Source organism: Bradyrhizobium sp. UFLA06-24, assembly GCF_054967145.1.
Window position 1 is genome coordinate 1 of the sequence record NZ_JADFUE010000104.1, and the last position, 14,804, is coordinate 14,804.

The 14,804-nt window shown below is 61.0% G+C and carries 11 protein-coding genes and 1 pseudogene; 7 read left to right on the forward strand and 5 right to left on the reverse strand.

The window, feature by feature from the left end; translation table 11 throughout:
• Positions 1-148: 148 nt before the first annotated feature.
• Positions 149-2,839, forward strand: coding sequence for a bifunctional acetate--CoA ligase family protein/GNAT family N-acetyltransferase (locus tag IF809_RS36210; RefSeq protein ID WP_462839904.1), 2,691 nt, complete (start codon positions 149-151; stop codon positions 2,837-2,839).
• Positions 2,840-2,848: 9 nt separating this feature from the next.
• Here the strand turns inward: IF809_RS36210 and IF809_RS36215 are convergent, their stop codons facing one another.
• Both IF809_RS36215 and IF809_RS36220 read right to left on the reverse strand, forming a co-directional pair.
• On the reverse strand, positions 2,849-3,349 hold the full coding sequence (locus IF809_RS36215; protein WP_462839905.1) for a phage holin family protein: 501 nt from the start codon (positions 3,347-3,349) through the stop codon (positions 2,849-2,851).
• On the reverse strand, positions 3,350-3,625 hold the full coding sequence (locus IF809_RS36220) for a hypothetical protein (RefSeq protein WP_462839906.1): 276 nt from the start codon (positions 3,623-3,625) through the stop codon (positions 3,350-3,352). It abuts the gene before it with no gap.
• A 132-nt stretch (positions 3,626-3,757) separates the two neighbouring features.
• Here IF809_RS36220 and IF809_RS36225 point away from each other — a divergent pair, with 132 nt between their 5' ends.
• The 3 genes from IF809_RS36225 to IF809_RS36235 are packed head-to-tail and all read left to right on the forward strand — an operon-like array spanning position 3,758 to position 6,774.
• Positions 3,758-4,894, forward strand: a complete 1,137-nt coding sequence (locus IF809_RS36225; RefSeq protein ID WP_462839907.1) for an ABC transporter permease — start codon at positions 3,758-3,760, stop codon at positions 4,892-4,894.
• A 2-nt stretch (positions 4,895-4,896) separates the two neighbouring features.
• The gene (locus tag IF809_RS36230) at positions 4,897-5,667 is read left to right on the forward strand and encodes an ABC transporter ATP-binding protein (protein WP_462839908.1); all 771 of its coding nucleotides are present in this window, start codon (positions 4,897-4,899) and stop codon (positions 5,665-5,667) included.
• A 3-nt stretch (positions 5,668-5,670) separates the two neighbouring features.
• Positions 5,671-6,774, forward strand: coding sequence for an ABC-type transport auxiliary lipoprotein family protein (locus tag IF809_RS36235; RefSeq protein ID WP_462839909.1), 1,104 nt, complete (start codon positions 5,671-5,673; stop codon positions 6,772-6,774).
• Between the two features lie 13 nt (positions 6,775-6,787).
• On the opposite strand, the gene IF809_RS36240 is transcribed toward IF809_RS36235, so the two are convergent.
• Positions 6,788-7,105 (reverse strand): c-type cytochrome, encoded by a 318-nt coding sequence (locus tag IF809_RS36240; RefSeq protein WP_462839910.1) that lies wholly within the window; start codon positions 7,103-7,105, stop codon positions 6,788-6,790.
• A 153-nt stretch (positions 7,106-7,258) separates the two neighbouring features.
• On the opposite strand from IF809_RS36240, the gene IF809_RS36245 reads away from it, so the two are divergent.
• Positions 7,259-7,972 (forward strand): Crp/Fnr family transcriptional regulator, encoded by a 714-nt coding sequence (locus IF809_RS36245; RefSeq protein WP_453982742.1) that lies wholly within the window; start codon positions 7,259-7,261, stop codon positions 7,970-7,972.
• Positions 7,973-9,780: 1,808 nt separating this feature from the next.
• Here the strand turns inward: IF809_RS36245 and IF809_RS36250 are convergent.
• Together IF809_RS36250 and cysK are read right to left on the reverse strand one after the other, a co-directional pair.
• Complete coding sequence (locus IF809_RS36250; RefSeq protein WP_462839911.1) at positions 9,781-11,469, reverse strand: methyl-accepting chemotaxis protein; 1,689 nt, start codon at positions 11,467-11,469, stop codon at positions 9,781-9,783.
• A gap of 786 nt (positions 11,470-12,255) precedes the next feature.
• Positions 12,256-13,335 carry a cysteine synthase A gene (gene cysK, locus IF809_RS36255; protein WP_453982744.1) on the reverse strand — a complete coding sequence of 360 codons (1,080 nt, stop codon included), beginning with the start codon at positions 13,333-13,335 and terminating at the stop codon, positions 12,256-12,258.
• 166 nt (positions 13,336-13,501) lie between these two features.
• On the opposite strand from cysK, the gene IF809_RS36260 reads away from it, so the two are divergent.
• On the forward strand, positions 13,502-14,245 hold the full coding sequence (locus IF809_RS36260) for an adenylate/guanylate cyclase domain-containing protein (RefSeq protein WP_462839912.1): 744 nt from the start codon (positions 13,502-13,504) through the stop codon (positions 14,243-14,245).
• A gap of 67 nt (positions 14,246-14,312) precedes the next feature.
• Positions 14,313-14,804, forward strand: a pseudogene (locus IF809_RS36265) (adenylate/guanylate cyclase domain-containing protein); the annotation flags it as partial.

A 14,804-nucleotide genomic window follows, 5' to 3' on the forward strand; every position in this document is an offset into this window, starting at 1 on the left:
GAATGAGACGGTCTGGGGCGGTGTGACCAAGACTGTCATCGGCCAGCCACCGTGCTGGGTGATGATGTCGCACTAGGTGCGTTTCCAAGTATTATCCGGGTTAGCTTCGTAATTGACGGACCCCTTGCCCGATCGGACGATTGTGACCATGTCGACCTACCGCCTGAAAAACCTGTTGTCGCCCCAGTCAGTCGCCCTCATCGGGGCCAGTCCCCGCCAAGCGTCCGTGGGACGCGCCGTTCTGGAAAACGTTCGTAAGTCCGCCTTCAAAGGGCAGTTCGGCCTGGTGAACGCGCGTTATAGCGAAATCGGCGGGATGGCCGCAGTGAGCAGCCTGGCTCAACTGCCTTTCGTGCCGGAACTGGTCGTCATTACGGCGCCGGCGGGTCAGGTTCCTGACATTATCGATCAAGCCGGGCGTCGCGGCTCGGCCGGCGCGCTGATCGTCTCGGCGGGGCTCGGTCATGGACCGGGATCGCTCGAGGAAGCGGCCATCGCAGCCGCCCGCAAATACGGCATGCGGCTGATCGGCCCCAATTGCCTTGGCATCATGATGCCAAGTGTCAGCCTGAATGCCAGTTTCGCCGCGCACATGCCGGGAGCGGGAACTCTCGCATTGATCTCTCAATCGGGCGCGATCGCGGCCGGCATGGTGGATTGGGCCGCGCAGCGTGGCGTCGGCTTCTCGGGCATCGTCTCGATCGGTGACCAGATCGACGTCGACATCGCGGACTTGCTCGACTATTTCGCGATGGACCACAAGACGCGTGCCATCCTGCTCTACATCGAGGCCGTCAAGGATGCGCGTAAGTTCATGTCGGCGGCGCGCGCGGCGGCGCGTGTGAAGCCTGTCGTTGTGGTGAAGTCCGGCCGGATGGCGCAGGGTGCGAAGGCTGCCGCCACACATACCGGCGCGCTCGCGGGCGCGGACGCGGTCTATGATGCTGCCTTCCGGCGCGCCGGCGTCCTTCGGGTGTCTGATCTGCGTGAGCTGTTCGATTGTGCCGAGACGCTCGGTCGCATCGGATCGCCGGCGGGAAAGCGCCTGGCCATTCTCACCAACGGTGGCGGCATCGGTGTCCTGGCGATCGACCGCCTGGCGGACCTCGGCGGAATTCCCGCTCCCATGACACCGGATATGCGCCAGAAGCTGGATGCAGTGCTGCCGCCGACCTGGTCCGGCGCAAATCCCGTCGACATCGTCGGCGACGCCGACGCCTCGCGTTATGCGGCGGCGCTGGAAGTGCTGCTCGAGGATCCCGGCAATGACGCGGTCCTTGTCCTCAACGTGCAGACCGCGATTGCTTCGGCCGCCCAGATCGCCACGACCGTGACCGAGCTCGTCGGCAAATATCGCGAGAAACACCGCAGCTGGGCCAAGCCGGTGCTGGCAGCCTGGGTCGGGGCCGATCAGGAGATCATTGCGACGCTGTCCGGCGCCGGCATTCCGAATTATCCAACCGAGGACGATGCCGTACGCGGCTTCATGCATCTGGTCCGTCATCGCGAGGTGGTCGACGAGCTGAGCCAGGTTCCCCCGGCGATGCCAGACACTTTCGTGCCGGATGTGGCGGCTGCGAAGCAAATTGTTGCGGCGGCCATCGCCGACGGTCGCAAATGGCTTGAGCCCGTCGAGATCAAGCATCTACTTGGGTGCTATGACATCGCGATGGTGCCGACCTATGCAGCTAAGAGTATCGAGCAGGCGGTCGCCTATGCGGACGAGATATTCGCACAAGGGGCGACCGTTGTGCTCAAGATCCTGTCGCGCGATATCGTGCACAAATCCGATGTCGGCGGGGTCGTGCTCAACCTGACAACGCCGGCAGCGGTGCGCGGGGCAGCGGCCAATATTCTTGCGCGAGCGAAGACGTTGCGGCCTGATGCCCGCATTGACGGCGTCATCGTGCAAGCGATGGTCGTCAAGGCAAAGGCGCGCGAGCTGATCCTGGGCCTCGCTGACGATCCCACCTTCGGCATGGTGGTCGTATTCGGCCGGGGCGGCACGGCGGTGGAGATCATCAACGACAAGGCCCTGGCGCTGCCGCCGCTCGATTTGCAGCTCGCCCGGGATCTGATTGATCGAACCCGCGTGTCGCGGTTGCTTCATGCCTATCGTGACGTGCCCGCCGTCAAGCAGGACGCTGTCGCCCTGGTCCTAGTCAAGTTGGCGCAAATGGCGACGGACATCCCTGAAATCCGCGAACTCGATATCAATCCGCTGCTCGCGGATGAAACCGGCGTCACGGCGGTCGATGCCCGCATCGCGGTGGGGCCGCCGCAGCGCAAATTCGCAGGCACAGGTCCCGCCAATCTCGCGGTCCGCGCCTATCCGTCACAATGGGAGCGCCGCTTCACCCTCAAAGATGACTGGCACATTTCGGTGCGTCCCCTGCGCCCGGAGGACGAGCCGACCATCCACGAGTTCCTGCGCCATGTGACGGCCCATGATCTGCGCCTGCGCTTCTTTGCGCCGATGAAGGAATTTACCCACGAGTTCATCGCGCGCCTCACCCAGCTCGATTACGCGCGCGCCATGGCGTTCGTCGCATTCGACGACAAGAACGAGATGGTCGGCGTGGTACGGATTCACTCGGATTCGGTCTATGAGAGCGGTGAATATGCGATCCTGTTGCGATCCGATCTGAAGGGCAGGGGGCTCGGCTGGGCTCTGATGCAGCTGATCATCGATTATGCGAAGTCGGAAGGGCTCAAGACCATCTCGGGCGACGTGCTCAAGGAGAACGTCGTGATGCTGGAGATGTGCAGGCAGCTCGGCTTTGAGGTGAAGCCGGACCCGACCGAACCGGATATCTGCGACGTCCGGCTTAAGCTCTGAGGCTTGCGACTACGAGCGAGCCTCGGACGCTGTGGTTGCGGCAGTGGTTGCGGCAGGCTCCCTGGCCGGCTTTCGCATGTTTTTGACGATGATCGCGATCAGCGGCACCAAGACCGGCACGATCGTGCTGAGCGGATGATGGACCGCGCCGGTCAATTCGGCCTGGAATGCGCGGGCTTCGACTTGAAGTGCTTCGATCGATGTGTCGTGGATTTCATTGGCGAGCTCTATGTCGCGGCCTGAGGGCGGACGACCCGCGACGATGAAGAGAACCGCCGCGATGACGAAATTGATCGCTCCGAGAGCGGCGGCTGCGCCGATCGCGCTCCAGATCTGGACCAGCGCGAAATAGGCGGCCAGCTCGAGCATCAGGAGCCCGAATGCGGCGATCAGCGCCGCGAAAGCTCGCAGACCGAGCCCGATCAACAAGTGTCGGAGCCGGATATCAGCGATGATCCTGTCCGTACGCCAGAGGGCGCGCAGATGTTTGACTACATTCTCGGTACTCACCTAATGTCTCCTCAGCATGAAGCCGACGACCACACCGAGCGCAAACGCGGAAGCGAGCGAGGCGACCGGGCGTCCGGTGATGAGATCGTGCAGCTGCTCCTGCTCCTCGCTGACGGTTTCGCCGAGCTCGGCCAGAGCGGCCTTAATCTGATCGGCGAGGGCCTCAGTGCGGTCCTTTGACGTCGCGAACAGGTCCTCCCCGGCGGTGCTCAGCAGACGTGTGACGTCAACCTTTAGTGCCTTCAGCTCATCGCTCATTCTGCCGGTATCGAACATTGGCGGTCTCCATTGCATAAGGAAAGCCTATGCGAGCGGACCCAATGGCCATTGATTTGCGTCAATCGGGCTGCTTCATGCCGGCCTAGAAGATCAACAATTGGGGACCGGTCGTCTCATGAGGATATGCGTGTGAATTCGGAACCTCTGCTGCTCGCAACGCCATCTGGCGATAAGCTGGAATTGCGGCCCGAGGGCCCGTGGATTGCAGCCAATGTAGCAACGCTCGAAACGCTGTCCCGATCGGTCGGTGTGGAGGTCTCTCAATCGAGAGCCGTAACTCTGGATATGTCGGGAATCAGCGCGCTCGATACGCTCGGCGCTTGGGTCCTGGAGAAACTGTCGCGCCAGGCCGCATCAGCGGGTAGCCCGGCCGATATCGTCGGCGTGGCCGATCACTTCAGTGGCCTGCTGGAGGAGGTGCGGCAGGTCAATCGCCACACGCCGGCACAGACGGCAGCGGTAAATCCATTCCTGCTCAGGCTAAACGATCTCGGCAAGGCGACGATTGGTGCCCGCGAAGATATCACGATCTTTCTGCAAATGCTCGGCGCCTTGTCCATGGCCGTGCTTGGCGTGCTGCGCCGGCCCCGCTCGCTGCGGTTGACATCTCTGGTCTATCAGCTCAACCGGATCGGGTTGCAGGCGATCCCCATCGTCGTGCTGATCACGTTCTTGATTGGTGCCATCATTGCCCAGCAGGGTTTCTTCCATTTTCGCAGGTTCGGCGCGGAATCCTACACCGTCGACATGGTGGGCATCCTCGTCCTGCGTGAGCTCGGCGTGTTGATCGTTGCGATCATGGTCGCGGGACGTTCGGGAAGCGCCTATACGGCAGAGCTCGGCTCGATGAAGATGCGTGAAGAGATCGATGCGCTCTCGACCATGGGGCTCGATCCCGTTGACGTTCTGATCCTGCCGCGGGTGGCCGCGCTCGTCATTGCACTGCCAATCCTGACCTTCATCGGATCGATTGCCGCGCTCTATGGCGGCGGTCTCGTCGCGCAGTTCTACGGTGACATGGGGCCGGCGATCTACATCGCCCGGCTGCACGAGGCGATTTCTGTCACTCACTTCCAAGTCGGCATTCTGAAAGCGCCGTTCATGGCGCTGGTCATCGGGATCGTCGCCTGCAGCGAAGGGCTGCGGGTGAAGGGCAGCGCGGAGTCGCTCGGCCGGCAGACGACGACATCGGTAGTCAAGTCGATCTTCCTGGTGATTGTGCTCGACGGCCTGTTTGCGATCTTCTTCGCCTCGATCGGAATGTGACCATGCCCGAGCCGCATGCAGAGATCGCGATCGGGGTTCGGGACCTCGTCGTCGGCTTCGGCCGCCAGACCGTGCTCGACCACCTGTCCCTGGACGTCCGCCGCGGCGAAATCCTTGGCCTGGTGGGGGCCTCCGGCGGTGGCAAGTCGGTGCTGATGCGTACCATCATCGGTCTGATCCCGCGCCGTGGCGGCAGGATTGAGATCATGGGGCAGCCGATCGGCAGCGCGCATGACCGCAGCACGGCCATGAGGTGGGGCATCCTGTTTCAGCAGGGCGCACTCTTCTCTTCGCTGACCGTCCGGCAGAACGTGCAATTTCCGCTTCGCGAAAACCTCACGCTGTCGCAGGAGCTGATGGATGAGATCGCGATCGCCAAGCTCGAGATGGTCGGGCTGCGTCCGGAGGATGGCGACAAATACCCGTCTGAACTGTCTGGCGGTATGACCAAGCGTGTCGCACTGGCGCGCGCGCTTGCCCTCGATCCCCCGATCCTGTTCCTCGACGAGCCGACGTCCGGTCTCGATCCGATCGCTGCCGGCGATTTCGACGCGCTGATCAGGACGCTGCAAAAGACCCTGGGGCTGACCGTGTTCATGGTGACCCATGATCTCGCCAGCTTAACAACTGTCTGCGACCGCGTCGCCGCGCTTGCCGACGGCAAGATCGTCGCGATCGGCCCGATGCGCGAATTGCTGCAATCCGAGCATCCCTGGGTGCGCGCCTATTTCCACGGCAAGCGCTCGCAGATGCTGCAACACGAGATGAGATGAAATATGGAAACCCGCGCTCCCTATGTGCTGATCGGGACATTTGTGCTGGCTGCAATCCTCGCGGTGTTCGGCTTCGTCTATTGGCTGAACAACACCGGCGGCATCGGCCCGCGTACCAGCTATCACGTCCAGTTCCAGGGACCGGTGCCGGGCCTGCTGGTCGGCGCCGGGGTGCTGTTCAACGGTATCCGGGTCGGCGAAGTGACCCAGCTCGGGCTCGCGCCGGACAATCCCCGCTTCGTCAATGCCACGATCTCGGTGGCCTCGACGACACCCGTGCGGACCGACACCAAGGTCGGGCTCGAGTTTCAGGGACTGACCGGCGTGCCGGTGGTGACGCTGGAGGGCGGCATGATCATCGCCAAATCCGGCGAGCCGCTGACCCTCGTCGCCGAGGCCGGCGCGGGCCAGAGCATGACGCAGGCGGCACGCGATGCCCTGCGGCGCGTCGATACTGTGCTCGAGGACAATTCCGGACCACTCAAGGACACCATCGCCAATCTCAAGACGTTCTCGGACGGGCTGGCGCGCAACACCGGCAAGATTGACGGTATCCTGGCTGGCCTTGAGAAGATGACCGGCGGCGGCACGCCTGCACAGAAGATCACCTACGATCTGCGCACGCCGCAGAACCTCGGACCGGCCGGCAAGACGTTATCGGCGTCGCTGGCCATTCCCGAGCCGACCGCCGTTGCCATGCTCCAGACGCAGCGGATGCTGTTCTCGCCGGTTGGCGACATCAAGGGCTTCGCCGATTTCCTCTGGGCCGACAGCATTCCAAAGCTGGTGCAAGCGCGGCTGATCGACAGTTTCGAAAACTACGATATCGCGCACGCTCCGCTCCGGACGGCCGACCTGGGGCAGGCGGACTATCAGCTCCTGATCGACATCAGGCGCTTTCGCATTGCCACCGACGGCGAGAGCCGGGTCGAGATCGGACTGTCGGCGCGGATCGTCGACAAGAACGGCAAGGTGATCGCATCGCGCCTGATCGAGACCAATGAAAAGCTCGACAAGGTCGAGCCGGCCGCCGCGGTCGCGGCGTTCGACGCAGCTTTTGCCCGCATTGCCAAGGACCTGATCGGCTGGACGGTGCAGGCGGTGTAACAGCACCTACGTGCTATTGAAGGGTCTTCAGATAGGACAGCAGGTCATGGATCTGGTCCGGATCGAGTTCGAAGGCCGGCATGTCGTCGTGGCCGGTATAGATGCCTTCGGCGAGCGCTTCCTCAAGGGCATCAATCGGGTAGCGCTGGTGTAGGGTCCTGAACGGCGGAGCCATCTTCAGCGGGCTATCGGAGCGACGGTCGATTGCATGGCAGCGCGCGCAATTGGCCCGTGCATAGGATTTGCCGCGTTGTTCGGCCGTCGGCCCGGCAAGCGCGGGTGTGGTCAACAGCAGCACCATCAAGCCGTGGCGCAGTGCGTTTAGAAGCATGAAAATTAGTCCCGTCGAACTCTCGATGCACAATAGGGTGGGGATGGACGCCAAATTTGATCTGGGTCAATCGGGTTTGGCGCAATGCAGTAAAATGCGCTCCGCGCGGTGGACTCCGTCAGGTGGGGATCCGGCGGCGATTGAGTGGGTTGGATGAGGGCTTCCGTGACGATGATTGAGCCGAACGGTCATTTTTGCAGCGATTGTGCGGTACGCGGCTTCGCGGTTTGCGCCTCGCTGGACCCGGCCGAGCTTAGGGAATTTGAGCATCTTGGGCGCCGCGTTCATTTCGCGACGGGAGAGACTGTGTTCTCAGAGGAGGACATCACGACCTCGTTCTTCAACCTGCTCGAAGGCGTCATGCGGCTCTACAAGCTGCTGCCCGACGGCCGTCGACAGATCGTGGGCTTTGCCCTGCCCGGGGATTTCCTGGGGATGAATATGTCGGGCCGCCACAATTTTTCGGCCGATGCGATTGGTGCGGTAACCGCGTGCCAGTTCGCGAAGGTGCCGTTTAGCCGCTTCATCGAAGACCGGCCGCATCTGCTTCAGCGGATCAATGAGCTCGCAATTCGCGAGTTGGGCCAGGCGCGTGACCACATGGTCCTGCTCGGCCGCCGCTCGGCGGACGAAAAGGTCGCGACGTTTCTGCTCGGCTGGCGCGAGCGCCTGATCGCGCTCAAGGGATCGTCGAATACCGTTCCCCTCCCGATGAGCCGACAGGATATCGCCGACTATCTGGGCCTAACCATCGAGACCGTCAGCCGCACCTTTACCAAGCTGGAACGGCATGGAGCGATCGAGATCATCCATGGCGGAATCTGCCTGCGCGATCCCGCGCGAGTGGAGGCTTTGGCTGCGGCCTGAAGCTTGGTCTTTGCCGGAGCACTTGATACTTTTTGATCCGGATCAATGACGCCGATGATCGGTGGCAAATAATGCCCAGAACAAGATATTGGGAGGGCACGATGCCGACTGATGCGTTGCTGGTGACCATTGCGGTTGTGACGATGTTTGTCGTATTCGCCGCGGCCTTGGCTTGGGCGGACCGACAGACCAGCGGAGTTCGGCTCGATTCGGATGCGAGGCGTTGAATTTTCCGAGATCACAGTCGTATGTTGACGCCCGCCTCAATTAACGGAACGCGGTGCAAAATGCATCCGACATACTTGCCCAGGTCGAGGTTTTAGTAAGAGGGATATTTTCACGCCCCGGTGAATGCACCGCTGGCATGGCGGCGAGTTTCGAGGACGCGCGTATGGCGTTTGGAAAGTAATCGGCGATACTCCCATCTAAGCGGACGGAAGCCGATTTCGAGGCATAGGGGGCGCGCGATACTGGACTGCGCGGATGTATGCTGCATCGGTGAAGAGCTAAAGAATGCCATCTACTGGCTTTCCAGCCCTGCCCGGAAATTTCCCATCTGTCGCGTCGCCGCTGGTCCGGTACGGCTCTGCTATGTCACCGCCTGATCAAACCGACCGACCACCGGCGTGTGAGAAGTGCACCCGGGAAATGGTGCCGCTGGGAGAATTGCGGGCAATCGCAAGTCGACCGGCGGTACGTGTCTACAAATGCCTTGCCTGCCAGCGGATCGTTTCGGCGCCTGTGAGGGAATAAGGCGACCCGTGCGAAGACAACGCCGCCCGCTTAAACAATCGATGGACGGCCTGATCCAGTCCCGGGCGGCGATGACAAATTACGGCGAACCCTCCCTGTGGCCGCTGCTAAAAGTCCACGAAGAACTTGATTGTGGCTGATGAAGTTAGAAGCCAAATCCACGGACGATGTCCCGAGCTAGCTTGAGCGCCGCGTCGGTATAGCGCTCGTAGGAATAGGCTCTGTCGAGTTGAGACAAGATCGTCAGTCCGATTAGCGCTATTGCAATGCCCCTTAAGTATGGTCGTGAACCGGCTTGAATGAGGGTGCTCAAATTCAAAACGACCCCAGCGGCGCGATGGGGAGCTAGCCGGCCCGGCATTCCCATTCCAAGTGCCATAACCAGCGGCAATCGGCAGGCGCCCATTTACGCGTACAGAAACTATTGAACCATTTCCGCACCACCGTTGCCGCTGGAGCGGGGGGCTCCTCTCGAGCTCGGCGGCTACGCAGCTCAAACAATAAGCGCCATTGACTGCGTGGTACTGCAAAGTTAGCCATTCGGCCGCGCCTCAGAGTAGCAGGCTTCTACCACGAAGTTCGCAGCCGCTCACCCACTCACCGAGCCAGAGACCGCCGCCCGCAAGCTCCTCGAGATCGCCAGCGGAATTGAACCGCTACAGGACGGCCGCATCTTCATCGACTGGTCAAAGTGCCCTTGCTCCGGCGCCAGCGGCGAGGAGTTCAGGGCCGGAAATAGCACGCGCGGTGAGGGGGGCTAGATCTGCATGAGTCCGGAACCTATGTCCGGCTCAAGGCCGGCGGCGCCGGCGCCCATTAGAGTGCGGAATTCGCGAAGGGCGCGGGCGCTAGCTTCTGAAGGCCAAGCGGTCACGTTAGGATCATTGCGAGCATTTACGAGGGTAGCCCATTGCTCTGACCTCGACCGGGCCAAACCGTCGCGATCTCTGCTTTGATGCCAGAAGCCCCCTCCCGGACATATCCCAGTTTGACCCGCAGCCGAACTCCCTTCGAACGCAGCACGTGAGTGCCAGGGCCCGGCGGTGCTGGCTTGCTCACGCCGCTCTTATCGTCGTCGCAAACCGCTTGACAGCTTGGGCCAGCCGTTCGGTTTCGTTGCTTAGCGCCTCCGAGGCTCCGTGCACTTTGTCCGCAGCTTCGCCAGTTTCGACGGCGCCACGGCTCACGCGACCGACGTTATTCACGACCTCGTCGCTGCCGTCCGCTGCCTGCTGAACGTTGCGGGCGATTTCTTGCGTCGCCGCACCTTGTTCCTCCACCGCGGCCGCGATGGTCGCAGAAATCTCCGAGATGCGGTTGATAGTGCCGCTGATCTCCCTGATCGCCTCGACCGAGTCTTCGGTGACGGCCTGCATTTGGGTGATCTGGCTGCCGATCTCGTCCGTGGCTTTTGCGGTTTGTGCTGACAGTGCTTTGACCTCGGACGCCACGACGGCGAAACCGCGGCCGGCATCACCCGCGCGTGCCGCCTCGATGGTGGCATTCAGGGCTAGCAGGTTGGTCTGCTCGGCCACCGCGGTGATCATCTTTACAACCTCGCCGATACGACCCGCGGCCCCAGAGAGCGCTGTCACAAGTTCGTTGGTGCGCTGCGCCTGTCCGACGGCGGCGCTCGCGATGCGGTTGGCCTCCTCGACATGACGGCCAATCTCGCAGATCGAAGCCGCCATCTCCTCTGAAGCCGCCGCAGCGGATCCCACGCTCCTCGACGATCGCTCGGAGGCAACGGCAACGCCCTCTGACAGCGTTCGTGTCGAGCGGGCGGATTCGGTGAGGGTGGCGGCGGCTGACTCGATGTCGGCTGAGACCGAAGAGACGGCTTTCACGACGCCCCCAATCGTGGCCTCGAACTCGTCTGCCACCCTCGCGAACTGGGCCTTACGCTCCTCTTCGGCGCGAGCGCGCTGAGAAGCCTCATCGACCTCCATGTCGCGAACGCGCCGCGCGTTGTCCTTGAACACCTGCACGGCGCGCGCCATAGCGCCGATCTCGTCGTGGCGCGAGGCTGAGGGGATCGATATGTCGAGATCGCCGCCGGCAAGCTTCTCCATCGCAGAAGTCATTGTGCCGATCGGGCGCACAACGCCGCGCACCAGAACCAGAAGACCGGCGCAGATGGCGAACGCTACCAGGGCCGACACGATCCACATCGCAATCGAAAGGGTGCTGACCGTTGACGCCGCGCTGGCCTCGGTGGCTGTGTTTGCATCGGTCGTCTTCTTGACGATGTTGTCGATGATGGCTCGGTGCGCCTTGTAGGACGAGGCCGCCGCCTCATAGGCTTTCAACGCACTATCGGCTTTACCCATCGCAAGCGACGGCAACAGGCCTTGCTCGACTGCGTTCCAGAATTTCTTCACCTCAGCATCGGACTTGTCGACCAGCAAGGATTTGAGTGCCGGATCCAGTTCGGACTTCAACCAGAATTCGCGGCGCTCGTCGTAGTCCTTGCGCAGTTGGCTAAGCCGCTCACGGCGCTCCGCAAGCGACGCCGGATCCCGGATGGCCAGAGTAGCCTCGAGGTAGGCTTCGATGACGTACTCCGGGGGCGGAAGGATGTCGGCCACCAAGTCGTTGCCGAGCTTGATCGTATCATAGAGCGGACCGCCAACCTTGATGTGCTGAACGGCGTAGTTGCTAGTGCCAATGACGGCGGCGAGCCCCAGAACAAGAATGATTCCGAAAACGACTATCCCGCGCGAAATGGTCATGCGAAGCGACATGTTGCACCCCAAAATGATAGGCCGGCAGGACTAAATATATTCGCTCCCCGTTAACCGGCCATTTCGCAGGCTATCGGAATTGTGCAATCCGGGCCCTTAAGGGGAAGTCTCATGCCAAAAGCGTTGGCGCGGCCCTGCTGCAACGCGAATTAATTTCCTCCTGATCGTTTGAGTCGGCAGACGAGTCGGTGCGTCTTGGAAGCCTCTCAGGACCGGCTCAACTGGACTCGGCGGAGAAGTGATCGCCGCAACTTCCGCTTCCCGCCCATAGCGAGCGGACATGAGGAATGTCGCGTTATGAGTCTTCTGAGACGAGGCGCCTCGGCAGAGGCCCACTTTGCGAAGGACTAAACCGCTTCGACTTTTTCGAGAAAATCACCGATGTATTTCAGGTAAACCTTTCGTGCGACCGCATCCGACGGGTCGGCGATGACGGTTCAAGGTGGCGGAGCCCCGACGTGTTTCCTTGGCTTTCAAGGCCGAAAGCGAGGAGGTCCGCCGCTTCGGAGTTTCGCTGCTGATGCGCATGACTGCATCATGGTTTGGGTCTTTGGACGAACCGAATACAAGGTTGTGGCGGGACATGGCGTGCTCCTTGTCTTTGGCGCCCCTTGCCAGCTTCGCTTGCTGGCAGGGCGGGAGCACGGCCGGACCATCCCATTTGGGGACATTCCCGCTGCGGTGTTTCGGAAGAAGCACCACGGGAGTAGCCGTGGCAATCCAGATTGCCTCGCCAGGCCTCCGATAAGAGCCACGGTATTCGCTGCCTGACCCAAGTCAGAAGGATCAGGGATTGAGTTGTCCACTGGGAGTAGAACGTGAAATTTCCAGCTCTTCCTCGTTCATGTCTGCAGAGACATCTGCAAACAGAGGCGTGCTGAGATAGCGCTCGCCTGTGTCGGGAAGCATGCAGAGAATATTGGCTCCCTTCTCAGCCTCGGCGGCAATCTTCAGCGCGCCAGCAAAGGTCGCGCCGGAGGTGATGCCAACAAAGATGCCTTCTTTCGTCGCGAGATCCTTGCTGCAGCGAAGAGCGTCGGGGCCCGAAATCGACAAGATCCGATCGATCGTTTTCGTCGCAACGACGTCATCGGTAAGTTTTGGAATAAAATCCGGCGTCCAGCCCTGCATTGGATGCGGCTTGAATGTCGGATGCGGTGCTGCCGGAGTGCCATCTGAATTCCGCGATTGAGAGATGCCACTGGCCAGCAGCTGGGCGTCCTGGGGCTCGCAGACGATAATCTTGGTTTCGGGACGCTCCTTGGCAAGCACCCGTGCCACTCCCTTTAATGTTCCGCCAGTCCCATATCCCGTCACCCAGTAGTCCAACCGATCCCCTGCGAAGTCATCGAGTATTTCGCGCGCGGTCGTCTGCGAGTGCATATCGGGATTGGCCTCGTTTTCGAATTGCCGCGTCATGAACCAGCCATGTGCCTTAGCAAGCTCGATGGTCTTGTTGATCATTCCAACTGCTCGCTCGGCTGCAGGCGTAACGATCACTTTCGCGCCCAAGAACCGCATGAGCTTGCGTCGCTCGACGCTAAACGGCTCGGCCATGGTGATCACAAGCGGGTATCCCTTGGCGGCGCAAACCATGGCGAGGCCGATTCCCGTATTCCCGCTTGTCGCCTCTATGACCGTCTGTCCGGGCTTGAGTTCTCCCGATCTTTCCGCAGCCTCGATGACGCCAAGGGCCAACCGGTCCTTCACTGAACCGAGTGGATTGAAGGCTTCGACTTTCACAAAAAGGTTCACGCCCTCAGGCGCGAGACGATTAATCCGCACGACCGGCGTGTTGCCCACCGTCTCGAGAATGTTTTGATATTTCCGCCCCATGCTGACCTCAATTCGATAGTTCTGAAACAAAGAAGATCTCGAGAGCCTCGAACGCTCCCCAAATAGTCCCAAATAACAATCAAAGTGAATGCTCCGCAGGGCTCGTCAACCTGCGGGAGAATTTAAACATAGTAGCTGGCGTGAAGGCCGTCGTCCATGCTTTGATGCAGCAATATGTTTGACGCTGGGGACCACTTTGCCCAAAGAGCCCGTACAGCGACGACTTGCGGCGGTGCTGGCAGCGGATGTCGCTGGTTATAGCCGGCTGATGGGCCGCGATGAGGAGCGCACCCTCGCGCAGCTGAAGACATTACGAAAAACCCTCGTCGATCCCACCATCGGTGCGTACCGGGGGCGCATCGTCAAGACCACTGGCGACGGCATGCTGGTCGAGTTTGCCAGCGTCGTCGACGCTGCAAGATGTGCAGTGGAGATCCAGCGTGGCATGGCCGTGCAAAATGCCGAAATTCCGAAGGATGTCCGGATCGAATTCCGCATCGGAATTCATGTCGGGGACATCATTATTGATGACAACGATATCTTTGGTGACGGCGTCAATATCGCAGCGCGCCTCGAGGGAATTGCAGAGCCCGGCGGCGTCTGCATCTCTGATGATGCGCACAGGCAAATCAAAGGAAAGACCGACATCGTCTTCGATGATATCGGCGAGCAGACTTTAAAGAACATAACCGAGCTGATGCGCGCCTGGCACATTCGGCTTGCTGGTGAAGTGGGTCCTACAATCCGCCAGAACGCGCCTTCGCAATCAAAATCTGCCGATCCCCGACAAGCCGTCCATTGTCGTTTTGCCCTTCGAAAACATGTCGGCCGAACCGGGCCAGGACTACCTCGCCGATGGAATCGTCGAAGCGATTACGGCGGCGCTTTCGTGCATCCGTTCGTTTTTCGTCATCGCGCGCAGTTCGGCCTTCACCTATAAGGGCCGCGCGACAGATGCGAGGTGTATCGGCAAGGAATTGGGCGTCGCGTATTTGCTCGAGGGGAGTGTGCAGAAAGCCGGAAATCGGCTCCGCATTATTGTGCAGCTCATCGAGACGGAGGGGGGCGCTCATGTCTGGAGTTCGCGCTTTGATGGCGCAGTCGACCAGTTTTTTGATCTCGAGGACCGAATTACGGAACAAGTTGCAGGTGCCTTGCAGCCTTCGATCCGCATCGCTGAGATCGAGCGGTCGCGACGGAAGCGGCCACAGGATCTCGGCAGCTATGACTACACGATGCGGGCTATGCCTCACGTCTGGGCACTTGAGAAGGACGAAAGTGCGACGGCCCTGGAGCTTCTGGAAAGGGCTCTCGCAATTGATCCTCAATACCCCCTGGCCTTATCGCTCGCTGGTTGGTGCCACGCCCAGCGATCGGTCTACAATTGGGCGGAGGATGTCGCCGCGAGCCAGGCACTGGCGCGGTCCCTTGCCGAGCGCGCGGCAGAAATGAGCGGAGCCGATCCCATCATCTTGGCGGTCCTCGGCGCAGTACACACC

Coding starts and splice junctions, on each gene's coding strand:
- IF809_RS36235 (WP_462839909.1), top strand. CDS start 5,671: ATGGAAACCCGCGCTCCCTATGTGCTGATCGGGACATTTGTGCTGGCT.
- IF809_RS36240 (WP_462839910.1), bottom strand. CDS start 7,105: ATGCTTCTAAACGCACTGCGCCACGGCTTGATGGTGCTGCTGTTGACC.
- IF809_RS36230 (WP_462839908.1), top strand. CDS start 4,897: ATGCCCGAGCCGCATGCAGAGATCGCGATCGGGGTTCGGGACCTCGTC.
- IF809_RS36220 (WP_462839906.1), bottom strand. CDS start 3,625: ATGTTCGATACCGGCAGAATGAGCGATGAGCTGAAGGCACTAAAGGTT.
- IF809_RS36250 (WP_462839911.1), bottom strand. CDS start 11,469: ATGTCGCTTCGCATGACCATTTCGCGCGGGATAGTCGTTTTCGGAATC.
- IF809_RS36210 (WP_462839904.1), top strand. CDS start 149: ATGTCGACCTACCGCCTGAAAAACCTGTTGTCGCCCCAGTCAGTCGCC.
- IF809_RS36245 (WP_453982742.1), top strand. CDS start 7,259: ATGAGGGCTTCCGTGACGATGATTGAGCCGAACGGTCATTTTTGCAGC.